General features: G+C 63.6%; 19 protein-coding genes and 1 tRNA gene. 1 reads left to right on the top strand and 19 read right to left on the bottom strand.

Annotation, left to right across the window (positions count from 1 at the left end; genetic code table 11):
• Positions 1 to 2: 2 nt before the first annotated feature.
• From G606_RS0108440 to G606_RS0108535, 19 genes are all read right to left on the bottom strand, one after another.
• Positions 3 to 2,108, bottom strand: coding sequence for an elongation factor G (locus G606_RS0108440; protein WP_026645581.1), 2,106 nt, complete (start codon positions 2,106 to 2,108; stop codon positions 3 to 5).
• Positions 2,109 to 2,230: 122 nt separating this feature from the next.
• Positions 2,231 to 3,730 (bottom strand): basic amino acid/polyamine antiporter, encoded by a 1,500-nt coding sequence (locus G606_RS0108445; RefSeq protein ID WP_231371472.1) that lies wholly within the window; start codon positions 3,728 to 3,730, stop codon positions 2,231 to 2,233.
• Between the two features lie 119 nt (positions 3,731 to 3,849).
• Positions 3,850 to 4,338, bottom strand: coding sequence for a hypothetical protein (locus G606_RS0108450; protein ID WP_051198762.1), 489 nt, complete (start codon positions 4,336 to 4,338; stop codon positions 3,850 to 3,852).
• 176 nt (positions 4,339 to 4,514) lie between these two features.
• Positions 4,515 to 5,519: a class C sortase gene (locus G606_RS10795; protein ID WP_051198764.1), complete on the bottom strand. Its 1,005-nt coding sequence runs from the start codon at positions 5,517 to 5,519 to the stop codon at positions 4,515 to 4,517.
• 231 nt (positions 5,520 to 5,750) lie between these two features.
• On the bottom strand, positions 5,751 to 7,655 hold the full coding sequence (locus G606_RS0108460; protein ID WP_026645584.1) for a SpaA isopeptide-forming pilin-related protein: 1,905 nt from the start codon (positions 7,653 to 7,655) through the stop codon (positions 5,751 to 5,753).
• Between the two features lie 516 nt (positions 7,656 to 8,171).
• Positions 8,172 to 11,492 (bottom strand): mupirocin-resistant isoleucine--tRNA ligase, encoded by a 3,321-nt coding sequence (gene ileS, locus G606_RS0108465; RefSeq protein ID WP_026645585.1) that lies wholly within the window; start codon positions 11,490 to 11,492, stop codon positions 8,172 to 8,174.
• A gap of 453 nt (positions 11,493 to 11,945) precedes the next feature.
• Positions 11,946 to 12,632 carry a PspA/IM30 family protein gene (locus G606_RS0108475; protein ID WP_026645586.1) on the bottom strand — a complete coding sequence of 229 codons (687 nt, stop codon included), beginning with the start codon at positions 12,630 to 12,632 and terminating at the stop codon, positions 11,946 to 11,948.
• Positions 12,632 to 13,903 (bottom strand): hypothetical protein, encoded by a 1,272-nt coding sequence (locus G606_RS0108480; RefSeq protein ID WP_026645587.1) that lies wholly within the window; start codon positions 13,901 to 13,903, stop codon positions 12,632 to 12,634. Before G606_RS0108480 ends, G606_RS0108475 begins: the two co-directional genes overlap by 1 nt.
• 291 nt (positions 13,904 to 14,194) lie before the next feature.
• On the bottom strand, positions 14,195 to 14,485 hold the full coding sequence (locus tag G606_RS0108485) for a hypothetical protein (RefSeq protein ID WP_026645588.1): 291 nt from the start codon (positions 14,483 to 14,485) through the stop codon (positions 14,195 to 14,197).
• A 315-nt stretch (positions 14,486 to 14,800) separates the two neighbouring features.
• On the bottom strand, positions 14,801 to 15,073 hold the full coding sequence (locus G606_RS0108490; RefSeq protein WP_026645589.1) for a hypothetical protein: 273 nt from the start codon (positions 15,071 to 15,073) through the stop codon (positions 14,801 to 14,803).
• 180 nt (positions 15,074 to 15,253) lie between these two features.
• Positions 15,254 to 16,054 (bottom strand): glycoside hydrolase family 5 protein, encoded by an 801-nt coding sequence (locus G606_RS10420; protein WP_051198767.1) that lies wholly within the window; start codon positions 16,052 to 16,054, stop codon positions 15,254 to 15,256.
• Between the two features lie 609 nt (positions 16,055 to 16,663).
• A complete protein-coding gene (locus G606_RS0108500; RefSeq protein ID WP_026645590.1) occupies positions 16,664 to 16,876 on the bottom strand; it encodes a hypothetical protein in 213 nt (70 codons plus the stop codon).
• A 125-nt stretch (positions 16,877 to 17,001) separates the two neighbouring features.
• On the bottom strand, positions 17,002 to 17,838 hold the full coding sequence (locus G606_RS0108505) for a tyrosine-protein phosphatase (protein ID WP_081664143.1): 837 nt from the start codon (positions 17,836 to 17,838) through the stop codon (positions 17,002 to 17,004).
• A 136-nt stretch (positions 17,839 to 17,974) separates the two neighbouring features.
• A complete protein-coding gene (locus G606_RS0108510; RefSeq protein ID WP_196800025.1) occupies positions 17,975 to 19,963 on the bottom strand; it encodes an ABC transporter ATP-binding protein in 1,989 nt (662 codons plus the stop codon).
• Positions 19,964 to 20,049: 86 nt separating this feature from the next.
• Positions 20,050 to 22,065 carry an ABC transporter ATP-binding protein gene (locus G606_RS10425; RefSeq protein WP_442852249.1) on the bottom strand — a complete coding sequence of 672 codons (2,016 nt, stop codon included), beginning with the start codon at positions 22,063 to 22,065 and terminating at the stop codon, positions 20,050 to 20,052.
• Between the two features lie 77 nt (positions 22,066 to 22,142).
• Positions 22,143 to 22,754, bottom strand: a complete 612-nt coding sequence (locus tag G606_RS10430) for a MarR family winged helix-turn-helix transcriptional regulator (RefSeq protein ID WP_231371473.1) — start codon at positions 22,752 to 22,754, stop codon at positions 22,143 to 22,145.
• Between the two features lie 466 nt (positions 22,755 to 23,220).
• On the bottom strand, positions 23,221 to 23,787 hold the full coding sequence (locus G606_RS0108525) for an NADPH-dependent FMN reductase (RefSeq protein ID WP_026645593.1): 567 nt from the start codon (positions 23,785 to 23,787) through the stop codon (positions 23,221 to 23,223).
• 181 nt (positions 23,788 to 23,968) lie between these two features.
• A complete protein-coding gene (msrB, locus tag G606_RS10435) occupies positions 23,969 to 24,916 on the bottom strand; it encodes a peptide-methionine (R)-S-oxide reductase MsrB (protein WP_051198769.1) in 948 nt (315 codons plus the stop codon).
• Between the two features lie 325 nt (positions 24,917 to 25,241).
• On the bottom strand, positions 25,242 to 25,742 hold the full coding sequence (locus G606_RS0108535) for a hypothetical protein (protein ID WP_026645594.1): 501 nt from the start codon (positions 25,740 to 25,742) through the stop codon (positions 25,242 to 25,244).
• Positions 25,743 to 26,160: 418 nt separating this feature from the next.
• Between G606_RS0108535 and G606_RS0108540 the strand changes: the two genes are divergently transcribed.
• Positions 26,161 to 26,243, top strand: a tRNA-Tyr gene (locus G606_RS0108540).
• Positions 26,244 to 26,334 lie beyond the last annotated feature (91 nt).

The raw sequence follows: 26,334 nt of genomic DNA on the forward strand, positions 1-26,334 counted from the left end.
CCTCATTCTTCCCGCATCGCCACATGGCAGAACTGCGGAACCTTGTACCACTTGACCGGGTAGCCGGCGCCGTGCACGCAGAACACCGAATCGGGCGTATGCTCCAGGTCGGCTTCCGGATCGTAGCCGCTCTCCTCCACCACTTCGGCTTCGTTGTGGCATGCGCGGTACCCGGCGAAGGTCAGTGCCAGCCGTCCGCGTCCGTGCGAGTAGGCATGCACGTCCATCGCATAGTCGCGCATCGCGCTGACCGGTGCCACGCCTTCCAAGATCGCGTAGTCGCCGTCGGTCCGCGGCGCCTCGCTTTCGCCGCTCATCCGCTGCACGTCGCTCATCGCGCGACCGATCGATTCCTGCGGCAGCTCAAGACGGAACCGATACCACGGTTCGAGTAGCCTGCAGTTGCCGACTCCCCTGATGCGAGCGCCGCGACGACTAACACCCTCCGCACCGTCCGTACCAACACCATCGCCATCTCCCTCATCCTCGCGCACGTCGCCGCCGAAGCGGCGCGCCACATCGAGTTCGGTACAATCGGTCGGCACGCCGGCGCGCGATTCCATCAGTCCCATGCGCAGCGCGCGGTACGTCGCCTGCCTGAAATCACCGCCTTCAGTGTGCTTGAGATGGCCGCGTCCGCCGATGATCGTGATGCGCATGTCAGTGATCGGCGCGCCGACGAGCACGCCGAGATGTTCACGTTCGCGCAGATGCTGGAGGATGAGCCGCTGCCAGTTGCGGTCGAGTTCGTTTTCGCTCACGTCGCTGGCGAACTGCAGTCCCGCGCCCGCTTCGAGCGGTTCGAGCAGCAGATGCACTTCAGCGTAGTGGCGCAGCGGTTCGAAATGCCCGACGCCTTCGACCGGCGCGCCGATCGTCTCCTTGTACAGGATTGACCCTTCGCCGAATCCGACGTCGAGTCCGAAACGGTCGTGCATGAGCTGTTCGATGACTTCGAGCTGCACGGCGCCCATGAGCTGCACGTGCGCCTCCTGCAGCCGTTCCTGCCAGACGACGTGCAGCAGCGGCTCCTCGTCCTCGAGTTCGCGCAGCGCGAGCAGGCATCGGTGCACATCGTTGTCACCGGGCAGCAGCGTGTACGTGAGCACGGGCTGCAGCGTCGGGTCGCCCGCGTCCTCTTCGATGCCGAATCCCTCCCCCGGGAACGTGCGTTCGGGTCCGCTCACCGCGCACACGGTGCCTGCGGGCGCCGTGTCCGTCGTCGTGCTTTTCGCGCCGGACACGCTGCGCACCTCGTCGACCTTCTCGCCGTCCGCGTCGCCGTCCTTCGCCGGCAGCACCATCTTCGCCTTCAATTCGCCGCCGGTCACCTTCATCCAGCTCAGTCGTCGACCCTGCGCGTCGTGGGAGATCTTGAACACGCGCGCGCCGAAGCGCTGCGGATACCGCGGCTGGCGCGCGTAGTGCGCGAAGCCGCCGAGCAATGCGTCGACGCCGTCCATGTGCAGCGCGGCGCCTTGGTAGACGGGGAACACGCGACGCGCGGCGATGAGCTCGCGGATGAGTTCGACATCGACGACGCCGGTTTCGAGATATGCGTCCATCGCGCGTTCGCTCTGCATCGCGATGTCCTCGAAGCTCTGCGCAGCCAATGCGCCGACATCCTCGGCATCTGCGGGCGTGAAGTCGATGCAGCCGTCACCGAAGCGACTGCGCAGCTGCGCGAGCGTGCGCTCCACATCGGCGCCGGTCGCATCGCTTTTGTTGATGAAGACGAAGGTCGGCACCTCGTACTGTCCGAGCAGGCGGAACAACGTCTGTGTGTGCCCCTGGATGCCGTCGACGGCGGAAACGACGAGGATCGCATAGTCGAGCACCTGCAATGTGCGTTCGGTCTCGGCGGAGAAATCGACGTGCCCGGGCGTGTCGAGCAATGTGAGTTCGAGGTCGCCGTCCGTGATGATCGCCGGCTCCGTGTAGATCGTGATGCCGCGGGCGCGTTCGATCGCGTTCGTATCGAGGAACGCGTCGCCGTGGTCGACACGGCCGAGCCTGCGCGTCACACCGGACGCGTACAGCAGCGCCTCGGACAGCGTCGTCTTGCCCGCGTCCACATGGGCGACGACGCCCGCCACGATTCGTTTCATCCGCGTTCCTTCCATTCATGCCGCATTCCGCGCGCCCGCCACATGATTCGCCGATCGTATCTGCATAGTCGATTGCGCAAATCAACAGTCGATTGTATGACGACGGCACGCCGCCGGCGTCATCACGCACCTGTGAACAGGCCGACGTGCAGCGTGTACAGCAGCCCGCACATGCCGCCCACAACGATGACGGCGAACAGCGCGCGCTCCTTCACGCTGAACAGCGCGCGCAATCCGACATCCGGAGCATGCTGGCGACGCGCGAGCGTGAAGATTGGCAATCCAGCGGCGAACAACGCGCAGGCGACCATCAGATATTCGAGACCGGCCGCGTAGACGAGGAACAGCGAGAACAGCGAGCCGAGTACGCCGGTCGTCAGGGCGCGCCGACGAGTGACGTCGGCGTGCGCGTCGAACAACGCGCGCTCGCGCACGGCAACCTTCCACAGATACAGGCAGCACAGCAGATAGCACGGCATCGACATGACCGACGTGATTGAGATCATCACGTTCCATGCGTCGCCGCGTACGAAACGGCACAGGATGAACAGCAGCTGGCATGTGCAGGCCGTCAGCAGGATGCCGCCCTTCGGCGCGCCGTGCTGGTTCGTCGTCAGGAACGCGCGCGGCCAGATGCCGTCGCGCGCGCCGAACAGCGGCATCTGGCTGATCATCAGCATCCACACGAGCCATGCGAACAGGACGCTGACGATGACGCCGACGTTGACCATGACGGCACCCCACATGCCGAAACGCTGTTCCATGATCATCGACATCGACGGATTCGCCATGCCGGCGATGCACTGCTGCCCGTAGACGCCGAGCGGCAGCATCGACACGAGGAAATACAGGACGAGCACGGCGAGGTAGCCGGCGACAGTCGCGCGTGACACGGCCTTCGGCGATCGCGCGCTGCCGGAGACGACGACGGCGCCCTCCATGCCTATGAACAGCCACAGCGTCACGAGCATCGAATCACGCATCTGCGCGAACAGGTCGGAGGCGTGGAACGCGAGCGCCGTGCCGTCGGGCGCCTGCCCCCAGAAGTCGGCGCGCATTATCGCGGGGTTGAACACGGCGCACAGCGCGACGATGAAGACGACGACCGGCACGATCTTGCATATCGTGCCGACGACGTTGATGGCGGTGCCAGTGCGTGTGCCGAGCATCGCAACGGCCGTCATGATCCACAGGATCGCCGACGCGCCGATGATCGAGGCCGTGTTGTTGCCATCGGTGAAGACGCCGGGCATGAAGACGTCGAGCGTCGACATGATGAGTACGCCGTACGCGACGATCGAGAAGCAGTTGCACAGCCAGTACCCGTAGCCGACGAGGAATCCGATGAATCTGCCGAATCCCTGACGCGCGTAGGTGTACAGGCCATCCTTGAGTTCGGGTTTGATTTCGGTGAGCGTGCGGAAGGTGTCGACGATGAACCACATGCCGACGCCGGTGACGGCCCATGCGAGCAGCTGGCCGCCAGCCCCGGCGCGCGCGGCCATGTTCTGCGGGAGGCTGAAGACGCCGCCGCCGACCATCGCGGAGATGACGAGCGCGAACAGTCCGAGGAATCCGACCGATCCCGCCGATCCGCTCGCGTGTTCGGTGTCCTTGTGCATGTCCCGGTGCATGTTCCGCGCCCCGCGTTTCCTTCGACGACCGTTGTTACGCCGCCATCGTAGTGCATCGCGGGACGTTATGCCGACGGCGGGCGCGCAATCGCCGCCGGCGCGCGCCGTCAGTCGTCGACGACGATCTTCATGCGGTCGAAGGCGGCCTTCGCCGCATCCTCGGAGGCGTTGCCTTCCAGGAGGACGACGGTCGCGCTGTCCTTGACCTTGACGACGTAGTTGTGTTCGGTCGCGTCGTCGACGGCTTCCTGCCAGAAGATGAAGTCGTTGCCGTTGCGTTCGCCTTCGTTGAGGATCTCGGCGGTGTCGTCGCCGTCGATCTGCTCACGGTAGAGTTCGTAGCCCTCCTCATGCAGGAACGAGCCCTCGAAGATCTCCTCGCCGTCCTTCGTGACCTCGAAGGGCACCTTGCCGGTGATGTCGTAGCCGTCGGTGACATCGAGCGTGACCTTGATCGCGTCGCCGGTGTCGACGTTGAAGGTGTATGACTTGTCCGCGTGCGCCTTGACGCCGCACGCCCCCATCGTGACGACGACCGCCGCTGCCGCGCACATCGCCGCGATCCTCTCCGCGATCGTTCCGCCTGTGATACGCATCCCTCTGTCTTCCTTTCCTTGACGTCATGGACGTGCGGCCGCTCACGTCCGCGCATTCCGGCGTCGCGGGAGGCCACCGTGCCACCCTACGGCACGGCGCGCGCCTTGCGCCGCCACGATTCCATCGCGTGGGCACCGCCCGTCCTCATCGCGGACACCTTCGCCCGTCGTGTCACCTATGTCGACGACGTCGCCGACTTCTGCGCCGTCATCTTCCGACGCTTCGCGCGGAGCCGACTGAAGACAATCGCGGCGACGAGCAGCACGAGGAAGACGACGACGGCGACGGCCGCGGCGATGAGCCGTCCGTCCTTCTGCGTCGACGCCGGCGCGATCTTCGCCGGGATCGGCTCGCGCACGCCCGTCACGAGCAGCCTGTGCGAGTTGACGCCGAGCGGCGTGCAGGTGACGAGCGTGATCGTCGCCGGACCGTCACGGTATCGCGAGCGCAGTTCGCGCAACGTCGATTCCATCTGCTCGGGGCGGATCGTGCGGATGTCGCTGACGCGGTAGCCTTGTTCGCCGCCGAGCACGTCCATGTAGAAGACGCCGCCCTTGCGCAGTTCGCCGAGCCGCGTGAACAGCATGCCCTGCACGCCTCCCGAATGCGCGGCGAGCACTGAGTAGGTGTGGTCGTCGCCGATCGGCATTGCCGTGCCGTAGATGTGCCCGGCGCCTTCGTCGAGCACATCGTCAAGCGTCGTGTGGTAGACGGGGATGTCCACCGAGATCTTCGGGATGAGCAGGCGCGCCATGCCGCCGCGTCCGTCCACGTTGAGCGTGTGCCGGTAGTCCATGTCGAGCGTTTCGACGGCCACGCCTTCCTCGTTTTCGGCGTCCGCCGGGATGCGGCCGTTGAATCGCGTTCCGAGCACGGCGTTGTAGCGTTGCGCGCGCTTGTAGGCACCTTGGCGGCTTTCGTCGGGCCATGTCGCCGGAGCGGATGCGATGTTGGCGGCCGCCTCGCGCGCGAGCATGTCGTTGTGCACGAGCGCGCCGACGACCCAGGCGAGCAAGAGCGCGGCGATGATGTAGCACACCCATCCGGCGATCGCGAAGGCTGCCGTGACCGGGTCGCGTCTGTCGAGGTCACGCCGGATACGCGGCGCGAAGGGAGCGCCGTGCCGCGCGCTACAGTGCCGTTCCCGTCGTCCCATCATCTGCTCCCGTCCGGTCGTCATATGTTGCCGCCGTGCTCCCCACTGTAGCTGCCGCGGCCACTGTAAGCTTCACGCAGCCGTCTGTGCAGCTGACCTGCACAGACGACCTATGCAGCCAATGCAAGGGAAACGGCCCCTCGCAGCGACCCTCGAAAGAGAGGTCGTGCACGAGGGGCCGTCCCCGGCGTTTCTGGTAATCGGCTGACTCATGCGTGCTCACGCATGCCGGTCAGCTCTCCGACGCCGCTCGGCTCACGCCCTGTTGCGGCGCATGCGTGCCACGATGAGGCAGACGGCGCCGATGAGCGCGAGCGCGACGACGACGGCGAGCACGATCGTGATCTCACCGCCGGTCTTCGCGAAGTCGGAGGCGTTCGTCGTGTTCTCGACGCGGATCGTCGAACCTTCGAAGCGGGTCGTCGTGACCTGCGTCGTCGTGCCGTCGGCGGCAGTCTTCATCGTTGTGCCGGTCACGACAGTGCCGTTGAGCACGCCGGAGTCGGAGGAGTCAACGAAGTTCGTGAAGTCGGCGCCGCTTGTCGCATTGCCATTGATCTTGTAGGCGACGCCTGTCATCGTGTTCTCCGTGTACTGCGGCGTGACGGTGAGCGTGAACGTGACCGGCGTCTTGCCGAGGATGTAGCCGGTAGGCGCCTTCTGCTCGGTGAAGGTGTAGGTCGTCGGGTCGGTCGAATCGCCGCCGAGGCCGACGAGTTCGACCGATGACGTGTTCGACGTGATCTGGTTCGCGTTCGCGCGCGTTGACGTCGGGTCGACGCTGTAGACGGAGCCGTCGGCGTTCACGTCGAAGTTCACAGGGTTGCCGTTCGTGTCGGTCACGGCGAACACGGCGCCGGAGAGCACTGTCGCCGGCGTGGCGTACTTGATCTTCTGCAGCGGCAGGGCGGCAACGTAGATGTTCTTCGTGTCGTCGGCGCTGCCGTTGCCGTGCCGCGAGCTGTCGGAGGGGCTGTTCGAGAAGTTGACGCTCGCCTTGTTCGTCGTCGTGTCGACCGTCACGTCGGTGACGACGCCGGTGTAGGTGACCTTGATCGAGTCGCCGCTCAGATCAACCGGCTTGGTCAACGTGACGGTGAACCCACCGCCGTCGGTCGGCGTGACCGTATAGTCGGTGTCCTTCGTGAGCGTCGTGGTCTCCGGAGTCGAGCCGTCGGTCTTCGTTGCCGTCACCTTGATCGAATCAATCGCGAGCGTCAGGTTCGTCGGCGCATCGGTGATCGAGAACTTCGGGTTCGTCCAGTTCGTGTATTCGTTGTAGTTCGGCACGTTCGTCGTGATCGTGAACGTGCGTTCCGACTTGGCGCGGGCGAGCTCGTCCTTGATGGCCTTGCCGTCGGCGTCGGTGACGTCCTTGCCGACCACGACCTTTTCGGCCTTGAGGTAGAGCTCACCGAGGTCGTAGGTCGTCGCCGGCGTCGTGGACGTGTCCTCGACCTGATTGATCACCGTACCGTCGGCGCTGTATGCCGTGCCGGTGACCATCGCGCGCGCGATGGTCGATTGGGACTGCGCCGTCGTGGAGGCTTCGGTGATCAGATAGAGGCCTTCGGCCGGGAGGTTCGTGAAGACGACCTTGTCGTCGGAGGTGCCTGTCACCGTTGCGCTGGGGGTCGTGAGCTTGCCGGCTGCGGCCTGCGCGAAGCGGCGCATGAGCGACTGGTTGGCGTGCGTGTTGCCGTACGCATCGGTGCCGCTGCCGTAGAAGTAGCGCGAGACGAACTGCAGCGGCGTGAGGTTGGCCGCGTTCCCCTTGAACGTGCAGGAGGTGGCGCTCCCGCTGCCGGTGCAGCTCATGACGTCCTTGAGCGTCGAGTCCAGATTGATGCCGGCCACGGACTGGTTGATCCATCCCATGACGTCGCTGTCGCTCACGCCGTTGGCGTTTTTGAGGCTGTAGCCGCTGATCGCTGTCTTCGCGGCGTTGAGCGTCACGTCTTCGTAGGAGCCGAGTTCGTAGGCGTTGAATGTGCGTCCGTTGACCGATGGGGCGATCATGTTGTTGCCGTTGACGGCCGTAGGCGAATTGATCGTGATCTGAGCCGCCCCGTCCTCGGCGGCATAGGCGCTCGAAGCCGTCACGGCTCCGACCGCGAGCATCGCGGCGGCCGCGACGATTGCGGCGGCCGACTTTGCCATTGAATGAGTGTTCATCATGCACCGACTTTCTTCCCGTTATCACTACAGGGTTTCCTCGGCAAATGATGGCCACTCGGCCGTGCGGATTTCTCGTCATCCCCCGCGGCCTCGCAACGCACACCTTCCGGTGATTCCCATGGTGTCTCCGATGGAGTTCCATCGTTGATTCCAATCGTAGGGAGGTTTGCGTCGGTTTGGGAAACTTGCGGCGGGAGAACAAACTCACCTATTCCGCCGAAAAAACGGCACGATTTCGCCGTTTTCTCACCTGTGGGTGGAATCTGCGGGCACTGTCCGGACATTTCGTCGTCCGGTATCTGATAACGCTGAAGCGTGTCCTCGCGCGCGCCAGAGCACGAGTACGCAAACGGCGAATCACGGCACACGTGCGCTGATTTTCTGCTCCTGCGGCCACGCGCGCACGGCCCGGATATGCGGGCTATGCGGACGGCGGCCCGCATGCACGCCCCCATCGGGCATGCGCGCGGACCGCCGTCTTGTGTTGGAGATCAGGGCTCAGGCCTTGCTCACCTCGGCCTTGAGGACGTCGCCTTCCTCGAGCTTCATCGATGTGGCGAGCGTCTCGGACGTGATGAGGTCCTTGAACGTCTCGACCTTCGCGACATCGTCCTTCGGCACGCTCAGCGTCAGGTCGATGCGGTCGGTCACGTCGAGTCCGGCGGCCTTGCGCGCGTCCTGCACGGCGCGGATGACGTCGCGCGCGTAGCCTTCAGCGATGAGCGCGTCGTCGAGCGTGAGGTCGAGGATGACGAATCCGCCCGACGGCAGGATCGACGACGCCGAGTTGGCGCGTTCGGACGCGTCCGCCTCCTCGACGCGGCGCGTGATGTCGTATTCGTCGCCCTGCAGCGTGATCTCACCGTCCGGCGTCTCGATGACCGGGTCGCCGGTCTTCGGATCGGCATGCCATGCGCCGCTCTTCGACGCCTTGATTGCGAACTGCACCTGCTTGCCTAGACGCGGGCCAGCGGCGCGCGCGTTGACTTTGAGCTCCTCGACGATCTTGAGGCCGTGTTCGGCCGCCTCGTCGAGCATCAGGTAGTCGATCGCCTTGATGTTGAGCTCGCTCTTGAGCAGCGCGTCGTAGACGTCGACCTGCGACGGTTCATCGACGACGACGGTCAGTTTCGCGAGCGGCTGGCGCACGCGCATCTTGTTGGCCTTGCGCAGCGACAGCGTCGACGAGACGATCTCGCGCACCTTGTCCATCGCGGCGACGAGCGGGCCGTTCTCCTGCAGCACGCGGCCGAGCTCGGTGTCGGCGCCGGTATCCGGGTTGGTCAGGTACGGCCAGTCGCCCAGATGCACCGATTCACCGCCGGTCAGGCCGCGCCACACGGCTTCGGCCTCCATCGGCGCGAGCGGCGCGAGCACACGCATGAACGCCTCAAGGGCCGTATACAGCGTGTTGAACGCGTTCTCGTCCTCGTTCCAGAACCGGTCGCGCGAATTGCGGATGTACCAGTTCGTCAGCATGTCGATGTAGTCGGCGACCGCATCGCAGGCGTCGGAGATCGCGAAGGCGTCCATGTCGCGGGTCACGTCGGCGATGAGCTGGCGCGTGCGGGCGAGCAGGTAGCGGTCCATCTGCTCAAGTCCTTCGACCTCGTCGGCGCGCACGCGGCGCGCGTCGTAGCCGTTGCCGTCGTTCGCGGCGTTCGCATACAGCGTGAAGAAGTAGTACGAGCTCCACACCGGCAGCATGATCTGGCGGACCGTGTCTCGGATGCCTTCGGAGGTGACGATGAGGTTGCCGCCGCGCAGGATCGGCGAGCTCATCAGGAACCAGCGCATCGCATCGGATCCGTACTTGTTGAACACGCCGTTGACGTCCGGGTAGTTGCGCAGGTGCTTGCTCATCTTCTGGCCGTCGTCGCCGAGCACGATGCCATGGCAGATGACGTTCTTGAACGCAGGCTTGTCGAACAGCGCCGTCGCCATGACGTGCAGCAGGTAGAACCAGCCGCGCGTCTGACCGATGTACTCGACGATGAAGTCGGACGGGAAGTGGTGCTCGAAGTACTCCTTGTTCTCGAAGGGGTAATGGAACTGCGCGAAGGGCATCGAACCGGATTCGAACCAGCAGTCGAGCACGTCGGTGATGCGGTGCATCGTCGACTTGCCGGTCGGGTCGTCCGGATTCGGACGCGTCAGGTTGTCGATCCACGGGCGGTGCATGTTGATGTTGCCGTCGTTGTCGCGCGGATAGTCGCCGAAGTCGCGCTTGAGCTCGTCGAGCGAGCCGTAGACGTCGACACGCGGGTACTTCGGGTCGTCGCTCACCCACACCGGGATCGGCGAACCCCAGAAGCGGTTGCGCGAGATCGACCAGTCGCGGGCATTCGACAGCCACTTGCCGAACTGGCCGTCCTTGACGTTCTCCGGGATCCAGTTGATCTGCTGGTTGAGTTCGAGCAGGCGCGGCTTGATCTTCGTCACGCTCACGAACCAGCTCGAGACCGGCTTGTAGATCAGCGGCGTGCCGCAACGCCAGCAGTGCGGGTACGAATGCACGTAGCTCTTCTCCTGGAACAGCAGCGCGCGCTCGTTCTCCGGGCGCTCGGCGAGCGGTCCGTCGCCGGCGCGCAGGTTGCGCAGGATCGGCAGGTTCGCGTCGAAGACGAAGAGCCCTTCGTAGTCCGGGCACAGCGACGTGAAGCGGCATGCGGCGTCGAGCACGTCGACACTCTTGATGTCGTGCGCGTTGAGCGTGTTCATATCGTCCTCGCCGTAGGGCGCCTGATGCACGAGGCCGGTGCCTTCGGTCGTGTCGACGTAATCGGCGGTGAGGATCTGGTACGCGTTCGGTCCCGGCGTGCCACCCTCGCCGGTCGCGGCCGCGTCGGCGAAGTACGGGAAGATCGGATAGTAACGCCAGCCGACCATGTCGCGGCCCTTGAGCTCGCGCACGACCTCGTAGTCCTCGCCGAGCTCCTTGTTGTAGGAACCGAGCAGCGCCTTCGCGAAGTAGAACTTCTTGCCGGCGAACTCGCCTTCCTTCGGAGCGACCTCGACGTAGTCGATGTCGTCGCCGACAACGACGGCGAAATTGGTCGGCAGCGTCCACGGCGTCGTCGTCCAGATGACGGCGTAGGCGTCGTCCTCGTCGCGCAGCTTGAGCGCGACCGAGACGGTCGTGTCCTGACGGTCCTGGTAGACGTCGGCGTCCATGCGCAGCTCATGTGCCGAAAGCGGCGTCTGATCCTTCGGGCAGTACGGCAGCACGCGGTAGCCCTTGTATGCCAGTCCCTTGTCGTACAGCGTCTTGAACGCCCACATCACCGACTCCATGTACGGGATGTCGAGCGTCTTGTAGCCGTGCTCGAAGTCGACCCAGCGCGCCTGACGGTGCACGTAGTCACGCCATTCGTTCACGTATTTGAGCACGGAGGCGCGGCAGGCGTCGTTGAACTTGTCGATGCCCATCTTCTCGATCTGGTCGACCGAGTCGATGCCGAGCTCCTTCTGCGCCTCTAGTTCGGCGGGCAGGCCGTGCGTGTCCCATCCGAAGACACGGTTGACGCGGCGTCCCCTCATCGTCTCGTAGCGCGGCACGACGTCCTTCGCATAGCCGGTCAGCAGATGGCCGTAGTGCGGCAGGCCGTTCGCGAAGGGCGGGCCGTCGAAGAACACGAACTCGTTGTCGCTGTTCTCACCGGAGGGATTCTCATCGATGGATTTCTGGAAGGTGTCGTTCGTGTCCCAGTACTGCAGCACGTCCTCTTCGAGCTGGGGAAAATCCGGGTTTGGCGCTACATTGGCGCTCTGTTCGCCGGCTGCTGCCTTGGGGTACACGTGCTTGGGTGTTTCGCTCACCGTTGCTCCTCGTTCTTGCAGACTTCAGTTGCCTGCGAGGACGATGGACGCCTGCGCGGCCATGCGCGTCGCGCGCACGTCCGTGGGGTCGCCACCGCGGTACCACCTCGCTTGCCGCATGCGCGACGCGTTCCGCGACGTGCCTGCGACCGCTTGATTCGGCTATGTCGGGCCGATCCCGTCGGTTCTACTGAGTCCTGCGCACGCGCCGGACCGTTCTTCCGAAGGCTCCCCGCTGATGACGGATCGTCGCCTGTCGTGTGTCACTATAACACCGACGTACAACACCGGCGCGCAATGCCGTATTCCCTTGCGAGATTCCATTGTGAGATTCCCTTATGAGATTTCATTGCGCGCCGGTGTCGTCTGTCATTCTGTCAGTGTCATCGTGACTGTGTCATCATGACCGTGTCATCATGACTGTGCCGCCGGGGCTGCCCGACGGCACGCATGTCACTGCTGGGCGTCGTCGCCGTTGAGCTCGGCCTTGAGGCGGGCGAGTTCGTCGTCGACCGACGCGCTGCCGCCGGCGAGATACTTGTTCGCGAGTTCCTCCTCGCTCGCCTGCGTATTGAGTTCGGCTGTCGCGTTCGCCTCGTTGAGCATCTGGTCGGCCTTCGCCTCCATGCGGTCGAAGGCGGCCTGGCTGCGCGAGCTCTTCGCCGTGGACTCAGTGGCCTTGTTGACGGTGTTCTGCGCCTTCGCGACGGCGACCTTCGCGTGCACGGCGGCGCGGCGCGCCTGCAGCCCGTTGATGTCGTTGACGAGCTTGTCGTGCATCTGACGCATCTTCACGGCGTTGTCCTCAGCGACCTGCGCGGCCTGCTCGAGCGACGGCAGCGTGCTCTCGTACTGCTGCTTGCGCGTGAGCAGCTGGCGGGCGTCGTCGTCGGCGCCGGCCTTGACGGCCGCCTTCGCCGCCGCCTCGTACTTCGCGATGTCGGCCTTGCATTCGTTGACCTGCTGACGCGCGCTCGTGGCCGCGGCCATGACGCCGGCGGTCTCCTTCTTGACGGCAGCGAGGTCCTCGTTGAGGTCGAGCAGCATCTGATCCACCATCTTCGCCGGATCCTCCGCCTTGTCGAGCAAAGCGTTGATGTTGGCGCGCATGATGTCGCCGAATCGTTTCAGGATAGCCATTATTGTTGTCCTTTCTGGTCGTCCTGACTATATTTTTTCAAAATCGGGTCCTCCGCCTCCTCAAGCGGGGTGTTGACCATGCGTTCCACGTACTGTTCGTGTTCGCGCCGGCGTTTGAGCACTATCCATACGATGATGCCGGCGATGACGAGCACACCGATGATGATGACGGCGATGATGACCCATCTGAGCACGTCGTTGGTCGTCGTCGTCTTCGTCATGATGCGGTCGGCCGTCGAGTCGAAGGTCTTGACGATCGCGTCGTCGGTGCTCAGTTTGGAGTACCAGTACTGGTCGAAGTACGCCCAGAAGATGTCGATCGCCTGCGCGTCCATCACCGTCGAGATGTCGCGTCCGTTGATGAGCACGCTGTGGCCCATCACGTTCTCGGAGTCCTTGTCGGCGAAGTAGACGAGCAGCAGCGTGTCCTGGTTGTCGATGTGCTGCTTGTACCAGTCGCGCGCCCAGTTCTCGCGCTGTTCGTCGTTCGTGAGGTCCGCGTTGTATTTCGCGAGCAGCACGTAAGGCTGGATGCCGGTCTTGTCGTAGAACGACTTGAGGCCGCGTCCGGTCGCGCGTACGTCCTCGACCCATCCGAGCTCGTCGTCGACGTCGTCGGCGTCGTAGGCGATGCCCGACTTGATCTTCTCGCGGTTGTAGGTGCTCGTCGGAATCGCACCGTCGGAGTCGTTCGAGCCGCCCGAGCATCCGAGGAAGCCGAGCAGCACGACGCAGACGATTGCGATGACGACGGCGACCGCCGTCAGCCAGCTTGGTCCCGATTTCGGGTTGCCCGCGCCGCCGGAGCCGGGGAACGGTCCGGAGCCTGAGCCGTACGAGCCGCCTGAGCCGTACGGGGTGCCCCCATATGGGGCGCCACCGTTGTATGCGCCACCGTTGTAGGCATCCCCGCCGTAGCCGGCGCCGACCGGCTGCTGCGGCATGCGCATGCTGTCCTCGCTCATATGCGGCACTTCGACGCGCGAGCGTTCGCGCGCACGGCGCTCCTGACTCCTGCCATAGGCGACGCCGATGCCGAAGTTGATCAGATCCCCCAGATCAATGCCCGAACGATGCGGCGGATGATGGCCGTGTCCACGCGGCGCAGGTCCGCCGAAGCCACCGAAACCGCCGAAGCCTCCGAAATCGCCGCCTGTGTCCATGCCCGGGCGTCGTCCGGTGCCACGTGGGCCGTGCGAGCTTGCGCGCAGTCCGTCGTCATGGCTGCTTGCCGACGGTCCTGGACCGTCGCCGCTGCCCGGTCTTGGCATGGCCACCTCCTTCATGGGTTGCCTCTGGATGAGTCGTCTCCGACTGCCCTATCCTCGTTCAGCCGCCTCGCCTGACGCCCTCATCGACGCCGCCGACCGGCCGCATTGCGTACCAATATACGGCAGTTCGCCGCGGCGCGCCCGTGTCACGCGTCGTTTTGAGACCGAATCCGTCAGCGATGCAGACGAATCAGCGATCGATACGGACGAAATACGACAGACGAAATACAGACGAAGAGGCCATGCGCGGATACGCACGGCCTCTTCGTCATTCATGGTTCGATGTCTCGGTCAGCGGGTGACTTCGCGGTCCTCGAGTTCCGGATCCTCCCACTCGTTCGCGTTCTCGGGCTCCTCGGCGACCTCGGCGGCGCGCTCGGTCTTGGCGTCGCCTTCGGCCTTCTTCTCGGCGGACTTGAGCGCGACGCCCAGATCCTCGTGCGGCACGTCCTCGTTCGACTTGCCGGTGACCGGATCGGTGTACGGATGGTCGGTGTCGCGCACGATGTTCTCGAGGTTGTCGAGCTCGGTCGTGCCCATGTCGTCCAGATCGTCGCCGACGTTCTTCTTGTCCTGTGCCATGTCGTCTCCATTCGTGGGTCTTCCATGCGACGTCCTTCGCCGCAGCCGCTATCCTCAATATAACCGTTCGGCGCCGCGCCGCGCCGCGATTTTCCCCCATCGGGCGAATGATTCTCGTTTCATTGGAAATGCCATGTTTTTCATCGCCCGGCACCCACTTGCTCGGCGTCCCGCCCCGTCGCAAGACGTTGGATGAACGTGTAATGAAAACAGGTAGGGGCGCATGTCTCCTACCTGCTATGCACTTGGGTCACAAAAGGTTGGAATACCAACGATTGTGCGAGATTGGCCGTGGTGGTCACACCGTTTGGGAGGTCAGCGAGGCACCTCCTCCATGTTCTCCCACGTATTCGCCGTGTTGAACAGCAGCGATTCCTTGGCGTCGGTGCGCGTCTTCTCTTCCTTGAGCTCCTTGGCGTCCTTGTCGTCCTCGACGTGCTTGTCGAAGCCGTCGTCGGCGTTGCCGTCGGACTTGCCGTTCACCGGGTCGGTGTGCGGATGATCGGTCTCGTCGACGATCTCCTTGAGCGCGTCGATCTGTGCGGTGTCCAGAGCCTCGAGGCCCTCTTTCTTTTCTTCGTCTGCCATATGGGGCTCCTTCCTATCGATGGTCCGTCTTCGACGACGGTACCGTCCATCATAGGCGGATTCCGTCTCCGACGCGCGCAGCGAAAGCATCTTTTCCCAATAATTCCAAAAGCATAAGCGCTTCAGTAACTTCGGACCCGGACGACCGTTTCGCGCTCGCCGTCACGCCCTATGCACGCTCTAACGATGCTCGCGCAGATACTGCCGGTACCATTGACCTTCGGCCGACAGGTCGGATTCGATCGGGTCGCGCGCCTCGTTCGTCGCGAACAGCGCGCTGCCCTCATGCTTGTCGGACATGTTCCAGATGATGTACGAGACGTCGTACTTGTCGAGCATGTCGAGCCATGCGTCGGCGGATTTGACGTCCACGCCGCCGTCGCCGCTCGCTGCGGTCGCGCCGAATTCGCTGACGAACACCGGCGTGCCCGCCTTGATCGCGGCGACGACCTTGTCGCGCAGCCACTGGCCGTGGTCGGCGGCGTAGAAATGCACGGTGTGCATGACGTTGTCCACGCTGAGCGGATCGGCCGTCACTGCTTCGATGCCCTGGCACCAGTTCGGCGTGCCGACGAGCACGACGGCGTCCTTCGCCCGCGCGCGCACGACCGGGATCACCTGCTCGGCGTAGCGTTTGACCTGCGCCCACGTCGTGCCGCCGTTGGGCTCGTTGCAGATCTCGTAGAGCACGTTCGGCACGTCGGCGTATTCGTTGGCGATCTCACCGAAGAACTCCTTCGCCTCGTCGACGTGCATGTTCGGATCGTTGTCCGAGAGCGTATGCCAGTCGACAATGACGTACATGTCGTTCTTGACGGCCGCGTCGATGCCGTCGCGCACCGTCTTCTTGAGCTGCTCCTTGTTGCCGTCGGTGCAGTAGCCGCCGCTTTCCGCGCAGTACATCGCGATGCGCACCGCGTTGATGCCCCAGTCGCGTTTGAGATTCTCGAACAGACGGCGTTCACGTACTGCGGATACCAAGCGATGCCATGCGTCGACACGCCGCGCAGCTGCATCGTCTTGCCGGCCGAATCAAGCAGCTTCGTGCCTTCGACGTGTAGCGGCGAGACCGTCGTCGTCTCCAGTTCGCCAGCGCTCATCGACGTCTCCGGTGTCGCCTGCCTTGTCTCGCCTTTGCCGCTCGGTGCCGTCGTGATCTCCGATTCGCCGCTCGACTGCGGCTCCGTGTGCGTCGCAACGCCGCAGCCGGCGAGCAATGCCACGCATGCCACCAACGTCATGACGGCCGATACCCATTTCCTCATCATCGTCTCGCTTCTCTTCATGCTCTCATCGTGCTCTCACCACCACCGCGCAAGACGCCGCCGTCCCCTAAGACGCGGGCTCCCATTGCGGGCATGGTGTGCGCGATATGGACGACCGGCGCCCGGTGCACCGCTTCCCCGATGCGCCATGCGGGCGTATATGCGTTACGCTAACAAGCGCCCACGCATCCCCTGCCGCGCTTTCAACCCACGGCTGATATGGCTGATATACGAACAGGGCGCGTCGCACAGTGTCCTGTGCGACGCGCCCTGTCATACCCCATGCAAAGGCCCGTCGGCGATACGCCCGACGGTTCGGGAACGGTCAGTGGGTCTGGTGGGTTTCCTCGTCCTTGGCGATCTCGTTCTTGTCGCCCTTCTCGGCACGGGCGGACTCCCAGCCTTCCTTGGCATCCTTGAGCTTGTCGGCGAGCTGCGTGGCCGAATCCCTGATGCCCTCGAAGTCGTCCTTGTGCTCGTCGATGCGCTCCTTGATTTCCTCGAAGTTCTTCTTCATCTGCTCGGTCATGTCGGTCATGATAACCATCCTTCGTTGCGCGGTTGAATATTGCTGTCTTCCATTACAGCACGTCCGGCGCCTGTTCCGCACAATTGCGCAGTTAGGCGAATCGGCGTCCGCCGTCCCGCCGGACAATCAACGGCTCAGTCGGCGCACGTGTAGCGTTCGCGCAACCGTGCGAAGTCGGAGTCCGAGAGACCCACCTTCGCGCGCAGGAAGCCGACGAGGCCGCCGTAGCGCGCCGTCGCGCCGATGAACGCGTGAATGTAGGCGGGCGCCGCCGTCAGGAACTGGTTGACGTCGCCATCGAAACGCGCGCCGAGGACCTCTTCGAGCTTCTGCGCGAGCTTCGACGAGACATGCGGCATGAAACGGTTCGTCTCGAGGTAGTCGTCGACAATGAGCGTCTCACCGACGCCGAGCGAGGCGAGGATGAGCGCCGCGAGCGCACCCGTGCGGTCCTTGCCCTGCGTGCAGTGCCACAGCGTACCACCGTCCTCGTCGAGCAGATGACCAAAGCACTCCTTCCAGCAGTCGACCGCCATCGGCGAGGCGACCATCTGCGGGTACAGGCTTTCGATGAACATGCCCGGATCGGTGATGATCCCCCTGAGCTGCTTGCCGAGCTCCGCGCCCTCATCGAAGACCGGGATCGGCAGGTAGCGCCAATCGGGCAGCAGGCGATCCTCCTCCATATGGCGTTCCTGACGTGTGCGCAGATCGATGACGTTACGCACGCCGAGCCGGTCGAGCGTCGCGAGGTCGGCGTCGCTCGCCTTGTGCAGATTCGCCGAGCGCAACAGCATGCCGGGACGGATCCGGCGCCCGTCCTGCGTCAGGATGCCGCCCATGTCGCGAATATTGCTCACCCCTTCGAGCTCCAGCGGCTTCGAAATGATCCGCCAATCGCCGTCGTCGCGCTCGTTCTCGGATTCGACGTGATTGATCTGCTGGATGATACGCACTTCGTTCTCATGCATACCGCACCATCCTACGCGACCGCACCTGCGCGACACCGGCGCTGAGCCGAGAGGGAAGCACCCGTCGACGGAGGCGGCCGTCTCCGCGCGTCGCGCGGACACGGCCGCCTCCGTCGAAACGGCTGCACGCCAAGGTTCACTCGAGCTCGAGCGAACCGGTGTATAGCTGGTAGTATTCGCCCTTCTCGGCCATCAGCTCGTCATGCGAGCCGCGTTCGATGATGCGACCATGGTCGAGCACCATGATGACATCCGAGTTCCTGACCGTGGACAGGCGGTGCGCGATGACGAACACCGTGCGCCCCTTCATCAGGTTGTCCATGCCGGCCTGCACGACCTCCTCGGTGCGCGTGTCGATCGACGACGTCGCCTCATCGAGGATGAGCGCCGGTGGATCGGCCACGGCGGCGCGCGCGATCGAAATCAGCTGACGCTGCCCCTGCGACAGACCCGAGCCGTCGCCCGACAGCACCGTCTGATACCCGTCGGGCAGCATGCGGATGAACGAATCGGCGTTGACGAGCTTCGCGGCGGCGATGCACTCCTCGTCAGTCGCGTCAAGCTTGCCGTAGCGGATGTTGTCCATCACTGTACCGGTGAACAGATTCACGTCCTGCAGCACGATGCCGAGCGAACGACGCAGATCCGGTTTCCTGATGCCCTTGACGTTGATGCCGTCATAGAGGATCATGCCCTCCTGCACATCGTAGAAACGGTTGATCAGGTTCGTGATCGTCGTCTTGCCGGCGCCCGTCGCGCCGACGAGCGCGATCTTCTGGCCGGGCTTGGCGAACCATGTGATGTCATGGAGCACCGGCTTGCTCGGATCGTAGCCGAAGGTCACATCGGTGAAGCGCACATCGCCGCGCAGCAGCGTGAGCCTGCCGTCCGGCGACGTGACCGCCTCCTCATGCGCCTTCTGCCACACCTCATAGGCGCGCTCGCTGAGCTTCTTCGCGGCCTCGCGCGAACGCGTGCCGTCATCCGAAGCCTCGCGCTTCCACGCCCAATGGCCGGTCTTCTTCGACGTCTCCGTCATCGTACGACCATCCGAGGCGAGCTCGACGTTGACGAGCGTCACCGTGCCGTTGTCCTTCTCGGACGGCTCGTCCATCAGCGCGAAGATGCGCGACGCGCCCGCCAACGCCATCATGACCATCGTCATCTGCTGCGAGACCTGGCCGATCGGGTTGACGAAGGACCTCGACAACGTCAGCAGCGAAATGATCGTGCCGATCGTGAACGCCGCGCCCGAGAAACTCAGGTTGCCCCAGTTGCCGAGCGCCGCGAGACCACCGAAGATCGCCGACAGCACATAGAGCAGATAGCCCATGTTGCCGACGACCGGCATCAGCACGTTGCCGTAGGTGTTCGCGCTCGCGCTCGCCTGGTAGAGCCGTTCGTTGCGCTCGTCGAAGTCCGCCTGCGTCGCATCCTCGTGGTTGAAGACCTTGATGACCTTCTGTCCGTTGACCGATTCCTCGACGAAGGCGTTCACGTCGCCGAGCTCCTGCTGCTGCACGACGAAGTAACGGCCGGAGCGGCTCACGATCACGCGGATCAGCAGCAACAGCAGCGCCGTGAACACGAGCACGAAGACCGTATACGGAATCGACAGATACAGCATCGAGATGAGTGCGGCGAGCGCGGAGACGCCCGAGGCGAACATCTGCGGCAGCGACTGGCTGATCGCCTGACGCAGCGTGTCGGTGTCATTCGTGTAACGGCTCATGACGTCGCCGTGCTCATGCGTATCGAAATAGGAGATCGGCAGCGTCTGCATATGCTCGAACATCTCGTCGCGGATCTGCTTCATGACGCCCTGTTCGACTCCGACGAGCAGATACGAGTACAGCCACGAGCAGAGGGTGCCAAGCGCGTAGAGGACGCCCATGAACAGCAACGCCTCGATGAGCGGCGCCCACGCCGGATTGCTTTCGCCGACGAGAGGCATGATGTAACGGTCGATCAGCGCCTGCAGGAAGAGCGCCGACCCGGCCTGTGAAATCGCGGACACGATGATCGCGATGATGATGAAGACCATGCGCGCCCGGTATGCGAACACGTATTTGAGCAGTCGCTTGAGCGTGCCCTTCTTCGCCTTCTGACGCGGCATGCCCTGCATGCCGTTCGCGTTCGGCTTGCGCGCGTCGTCGTTGAGTGTCTCCTTGTCGGTGACCTCAGTGCGCGCCGTCGTCGCTGCTGCTGCGCTCATCGTTCCTCACCTCCCTTGATCTGTGCGATGTCGTCCTTGATGTGTTCCTCGCGTATCCGTTCACGTTCCCGTTGCCACGCGATGATGTCCGCGGTCGACGTGTCCTCGTCGTAGTCCTTGCGGTAGTCGCTGGCTTCCGCCTCCTCCTCGTGCAGGTCTTGCGATTCCTTGCCGAGATCGCGCTGTGTGTGCTGCTGTGTCTGCGACTCGTAGATGCTGCGGTATTCCTCGCAGCGTGCGAGCAGTTCGTCGTTCGTGCCCTGGTCGAGGATGCGTCCCTCGTGCATGACGACGATCTTGTCCGACTCCTCGACGGACGCCACACGCTGCGCGATGATGATCTTCGTCGTGTTCGGGATCTCGTGGTGGAACGCTTCGCGAATCAGCTTGTCTGTCTTCGTGTCCACCGCGGACGTCGAATCGTCGAGGATCAGGATCTTCGGCTTCTTCAGCAGCGCGCGGGCGATGCACAGACGCTGGCGCTGGCCGCCGGAGACGTTCGTACCACCCTGCTCGATGTACGTGTTGTATTTGTCGGGGAACTCCTGGATGAAGCCGTCGGCCTGCGCGAGTTCGCAGGCGTGGCGCAGTTCCTCGTCGGTCGCGTACGGGTTGCCCCAGCGCAGGTTCTCGGCGATTGTGCCAGCGAACAGCACGTTCTTCTGCAGCACCATCGCGACCTCGTCGCGCAACGCCTCGAGTTCGTAGTCGCGCACGTCAACGCCGCCGACCTTGAGTGCGCCGGACGTCACGTCGTACAGTCGCGCAATGAGCTGCACAAGCGACGACTTCGCCGAGCCGGTGCCGCCGACGATGCCGATCGTCTGCCCGGAGCGGATGTGCAGGTCGATGTCGTCGAGCACCGGACGCTCCGAATGTTCGGAGTAGCGGAAGCTCACATGGTCGAAGTCGATCGAGCCGTCGGCGACGGTCGTCACGGGTTCGGCGACCTCGCGGATCGTGCTCTCCTCGGTCAGCACGCCGCAGATGCGTTCGGCGGACGCACGCGAGATGATGACCATGACGAAGATCATCGACAGCATCATCATCGCCATCATGATCTGCATCGCATAGGTGACGAGCGCGGTCAGGTCGCCGGTCGTCAGACCGAACGCGGCGTTGTTACCGGAGGCGACGATCTGACGGGCGCCGATCCACGCGATCGTGATCAGCGACGCGTACATGCAGACGTTGAACAACGGCGAATTGATCGACAGCAGTTTCTCGGCCTTGCAGAACTGGTCATAGATTTTCTGAGAGATGCGTCCGAACTTCCTGTCCTCGAAGTCTTCGCGGTTGAAGGATTTGACGACGCGGATGCCCTGCAGGTTCTCGTCGACGACGTTGTTGAGCTCATCATAGGTGTGGAAGACGCGTTCGAAGATCGGATGGACGACGATGATCAGGCCGAACAGGCCGACCGCAAGCACCGGAATGCACGCGAGGAACACCATCGAGATCTGCGGGCTGATACGGAACGCGAAGATCCAGGCGACGACGAGCATGACGGGCGCGCGCATACCGACGCGGATGATCATCTGATAGGCGTTCTGCACGTTTGTCACGTCGGTCGTCAGTCGCGTGATGATCGAACCGGTCGAGAAACGGTCGATGTTCGCGAAACTGAACTCCTGCACCTTCCTGAACTCATCGTGACGCAGATTCTTCGCGAAACCGGAGGACGCGACCGCCGCGTACCTACCGGAGAGGAAGCCCGCGCCCAGCGAAACGGCGGCGCAGCAGATCAGAATCAGGCCGTACTTCCAGATGTCGGGCATCGATTTGCCGGTGATGCCCTTGTCGATGAGCACGGCGATGACCGACGGGATCAGAATCTCGATGATGGCCTCGACGATGACGAACAGCGGCGAGAGGATGCTCGCCTTCTTGTATTCCCGCAGCGATTTGCCGAGCGTGCGGATCACATGCTTCTTGCTCGGCGGCCGCTGCGGCTGCTGCGACGACGCCGGCCGCTTCGTGGCGGCGTCGGCCGTGGTGGCGGTTGCGCTCACTGCTGCACTCCTTTCTTCTTCGGTGATTTCTGTGACTTTGGTGATTGGCATTGATGTGGTCGGGACGATCGAGATGCCTAAACCGCTTCATCCGGTTCGGAGGGCCGTTGCGGACACGGACCGGCGGGCGCCACGTGCGTGGGTGCGCGATCGCCGTCCTCTCGGCCCTTGGAGTCGCCCTGCGGCTGCGCGGATGCACATCCCGACGTCTCCCTGCCGACCAATCCGGTGGCATAAAGGTTGGCCTTCATTCGTTCGAGGTCGGTGAGGAAACGCCGCTGCTCATCATCGGAGAAGCCTTCGAACAGCGTGCGTTCGAGCTGCCGCGAACGGCGTTGCAGCTCCTCGACGATGCCGCCGGCGGCAGGTGTGAGCTCGATCTTGCGCACGCGCGCGTCCCATTGGACGCCCGTACGGGTGATGAGTCCCTTCTTCTCCATCAGCGCGAGCACACGCGACGCCGTGGAACGTGTAATCGAGAACGCGCGTTCGATGTCGTATTGGAACACGTCCTCATTGCGGTGGTCGTGCAGATACAGGATGATCGGCATGTTCGTGCCTGAGCCAGTGGACTCCGGTGGCGTGACGACGTTCCAGTAGCGCGCGATGAGATGATGCACGGCGCGGATCTCCAGACTCGGCTTGAGCCACGTCTGCGCGTGCCCGCCGTCCGCATTCCCGATGACCACGATCCGCTTCCTTCCCTGCGTCGATTGCCGATGGTGCAGCCGACCGTCGCTGCGCATTGTCGCGTGCATCGATCCGTCGCTCGGCCAGTCTAGAACGTCCAGCATACAACTGTTGCAGATGCAATTGTTGTATGCCGACGGCGTAAGGATGGCGGGACGCGCGGTGGCGGCGTGTGCGGATGTGCACCACGCGCCCCATAGGGCCGCCCCGTGTCCCGTTTCATCAGCGGAATCGATGAACCTGGACGCAATCAGGACCGTCCGCGGGTCAGATCGTCGACGACGTCGGCAAAACGGGACGCAGACGGGGTCGTTTGCGGGATGGTTCGTCGATCACGTCGACAAAACAGGACACAGACGGAGGCGGGTGCGGATCGCAAGATATGGGACGACCCGCGCAGCTCGGCGGGAGATGCGCGGGTCGGCGTCGGAATCAGTCATCCGCGACAATGCGCGGACAGGAAGTTCACTTCACTTCGTTTTCGGAGATGAAGGTCAGGAAGTCCTCGGCCTGCGTGCGCAGCGCCTCCTGATCGGCGGAGGTCATCGCCCAGTCGCCGGTCTGCACGGCCTCAGCCGGGACGGACAGGCCGACCTCGACCGGGAAGAGACGCATGCCGGCATCCTCAAGCAGGTCGCCGACCATGATACGCGGGTGGAGCTCCTCGAAGCCGCCGACACCGGAGATCGCGACCGGCTTCTGGTTGAGCACGTTCTCGCCTTCCTCGTCCTTCGTGGACGGCAGCGACAGCCAGTCGAAGAGGTTGCGCAGCGAATCCGGGATCGTCTTCTTGTACTCGGAGACGACGACCCAGACGGCATCCGCGTTGCCGAGCTTGTCACGCACGGCGAGCGCGGCCTCCGGCAGCGGGTACTCCGGGGATTCGCCGGCGAGCGGCAGATCCTCGTAGTCGAGGGTGATCGTCTCGGCGCGGTCGCCGACGATGCTCATGATCTCCTTGGCGAGGTCCGCCTCGAACGAACCGTCGGTGAGCGAAGTCTCGACGAATGCAATGGTTGGCTTATCTGCCATGGTGTCCTCCTATTGGTGGTTCAGGCACGGACCGAGACGACCGTACGCCGCCGCAATCCGTCTTGCTGACTACCATCTTCGTGCCACGGGAGGCGTCAGGGAACCGGAAATAGCCACCGGTGAACAAATGCGGCGCACGGTATGCGGAAGGTGGGCGCTGCGCACGCTCACGCACCGCGCATCAGTCGCTCGAGGGGTCACGCAGACGTTCGTCGAGCGCCGCCACGAGATCCCCGTAGCCCTCCTCGGCCATCCTCCCGCGCGGCACGAACCGCAACGACGCAGAATTCATGCAATACCGCAGGCCGCCGCGCTCACGTGGACCATCCGTGAACACATGTCCCAAATGGCTGTTGGAGTGCACGGCCCGCACTTCGACGCGTGGATGCAGCGGCAGACTGTCATCCCTGACGCCGCGCACCGCATCCTGACTGATCGGCGCGCTGAACGACGGCCAGCCGCATCCGGAATCGAATTTGTCGGTGGAGAAGAACAGCGGTTCGCCGCTGACGCGGTCCACATAGATGCCGGGATCGAACAGGCGGTCGTATGCGTTGGCGAACGGCGGTTCGGTGGCGGAGCGCTGCGTGACGGCGTATTGCTCCGGCGTGAGTTCCCAGATGCGCTCGATGTAACGCTGACGCTCCCGCATATGGTTGATCGCATCCATCGGGATATGGCAATATCCATTTGGATTGACGAGCAGATAGTCCTGATGCTCGGGCTCCGCAGGTGTGAAATCGCGCAGTTCCTCGATCTCGACGGCCGGGGTCTCTCCCACCCGCCGCCCGAGGTCCTTCAACGCCTGTTCATACACCGCACGCTGTTCGTCCGCGTCTTCGCCGGACGGATACAGGCCGGAACGGTACTGCCGGCCGACGTCATTGCCCTGACGGTCGACGCTGAACGGATCGATGACGTCAAGGAACAACAGCGTCAGCGTCCGCAAGCTCACCCGGGTCGGATCGAAATCGATGCGCACGGTCTCGACGGCATCGGTCGCCCCGGAGCACACCTGACGGTAGGTGGGGTTCGGCGTGCGCGACTGCGCATATCCCACCGCCGTGTCGACGACCCCATCGACGTTCTGCATGGCGCGCTCAAGCCCCCAGAAGCATCCTCCGGCCATGTACGCCGTCTGCGTTCCGACTCGCGACGTAGCCTCCTCTTGCCCGGTACGGCCCACCGGCTCTCCCTCTCCCGCGGCCACGTGCGGCGCGCCGGCGACATCCTGCGAACCATAAGCCGTGCCACGTATGGGATCGATGTACTGCTCCTTCGTCATCATCCGCTCCTTCGACGCTATCCACAATTACGACAATCACAAATTGCCATACACAGCGTACGCACGCGCGATGCAAGACGCCGACGGCACAAAATCAGCGTCGCGCATACACTTCACGATACGAAGCGTGGATGCCGCCGTCGGCTTCGTCGGCATCCACAACAGGTCCCTATAGCAGCATGCCGAGGACCAGCATGCCCAGCTCGGGTGGGTAGACCGGCCAAGTGGCGCCTCGTTCATTGCTTCTGACCTCGACGCCCAGCTTCCTGCCGTAGTCAGTGGGAATCCAGTAGCCCTGCTCCGTATGGATGATCAGCCCTTTGGCGGCCAGAATCGGATTGGCCTTCTGCGCGGTCATGGATTTGTCCAGAAGACCTTCATCATGAAGAGGTTGCAGGAGACGGGTCAACGCGACCTTCCCATCAGCCTGTACAGCGGACTGCGCAGGGGGCGTCGAAGGTCCGGCCGGCGCGACCGCGGCGGCAACGGGCCCGGTTTGGACAGCAGGGGCCGAAACCACGGTCGGATTCTGCCCACCATGGTTTCCCTCATCCTCTTCCGTATTTGCGGATGCATCGGAAACGGGTATGCTCCTCTCTTCGACAGAGACGACTTGAGCCGACTCCTGCATCCGCTCCGCCGTTTCGGCAACCGCACCCGGGTTGTCCACGCGCTTGCGAGGAGCACAAATCGGTGAACGCCTTCATGAACCCGCTCAGGGGATCACCCCCGCGATTGCGGGGGCAAACGACGTGGCTAACTCAAACAAGCGGCGTCTGTTCGGATCATCCCCGCGCGTGCGGGGCAAACGTGCGATTGCCGACCGCCGCGGCCACGACTGTTTGTGTTCAATTGGGGATTGAGGTTTTGAGGTGATGCCGATTTGACAAAATACAAACATAATCTCGACCGGGATCATCCCCGCGCTTGCGGGGAGCGCCAATCCGGCACCTTTTCATCATGGATGATTCATCCGAAGGACTGTGGGAGATGACACTGGAATGAGAGAAGGGAGCCAATCCCGCGCTTTCCAACTGTTATTCCAAGCCAGCACGGGGACTCCCTTTACTTCAGAGTATACAACACCCGGTGGATTGCCCCAGTAGCCGACCGGAGCCGACTGTAAATCGGCCGCCATTGAGCCGCGCAGGTGCGAATCCTGCATCCACCACGGGATCATCCCCGCGCTTGCGGGGAGCACAAGCACGCCAATCTCGCCAACTGGCTCGGGTGGGGATCATCCCCGCGCTTGCGGGGAGCAC

It is taken from the genome of Bifidobacterium sp. AGR2158 (assembly GCF_000424225.1).
GTDB classification, from domain to species: Bacteria; Actinomycetota; Actinomycetes; order Actinomycetales; family Bifidobacteriaceae; genus Bifidobacterium; species Bifidobacterium anseris.

Coding starts and splice junctions, on each gene's coding strand:
- G606_RS0108525 (WP_026645593.1), bottom strand. CDS start 23,787: ATGGCAGATAAGCCAACCATTGCATTCGTCGAGACTTCGCTCACCGAC.
- G606_RS0108460 (WP_026645584.1), bottom strand. CDS start 7,655: ATGGCAAAGTCGGCCGCCGCAATCGTCGCGGCCGCCGCGATGCTCGCG.
- G606_RS0108510 (WP_196800025.1), bottom strand. CDS start 19,963: ATGCAGGGCATGCCGCGTCAGAAGGCGAAGAAGGGCACGCTCAAGCGA.
- G606_RS0108500 (WP_026645590.1), bottom strand. CDS start 16,876: ATGACCGACATGACCGAGCAGATGAAGAAGAACTTCGAGGAAATCAAG.
- G606_RS10795 (WP_051198764.1), bottom strand. CDS start 5,519: ATGACGACCGGACGGGAGCAGATGATGGGACGACGGGAACGGCACTGT.
- msrB (WP_051198769.1), bottom strand. CDS start 24,916: ATGGCCGGAGGATGCTTCTGGGGGCTTGAGCGCGCCATGCAGAACGTC.
- G606_RS0108440 (WP_026645581.1), bottom strand. CDS start 2,108: ATGAAACGAATCGTGGCGGGCGTCGTCGCCCATGTGGACGCGGGCAAG.
- G606_RS0108505 (WP_081664143.1), bottom strand. CDS start 17,838: ATGCATGAGAACGAAGTGCGTATCATCCAGCAGATCAATCACGTCGAA.
- G606_RS0108445 (WP_231371472.1), bottom strand. CDS start 3,730: ATGCACAAGGACACCGAACACGCGAGCGGATCGGCGGGATCGGTCGGA.
- G606_RS0108490 (WP_026645589.1), bottom strand. CDS start 15,073: ATGGCAGACGAAGAAAAGAAAGAGGGCCTCGAGGCTCTGGACACCGCA.
- G606_RS0108480 (WP_026645587.1), bottom strand. CDS start 13,903: ATGCCAAGACCGGGCAGCGGCGACGGTCCAGGACCGTCGGCAAGCAGC.
- G606_RS0108450 (WP_051198762.1), bottom strand. CDS start 4,338: ATGCGTATCACAGGCGGAACGATCGCGGAGAGGATCGCGGCGATGTGC.
- G606_RS0108485 (WP_026645588.1), bottom strand. CDS start 14,485: ATGGCACAGGACAAGAAGAACGTCGGCGACGATCTGGACGACATGGGC.
- G606_RS0108475 (WP_026645586.1), bottom strand. CDS start 12,632: ATGGCTATCCTGAAACGATTCGGCGACATCATGCGCGCCAACATCAAC.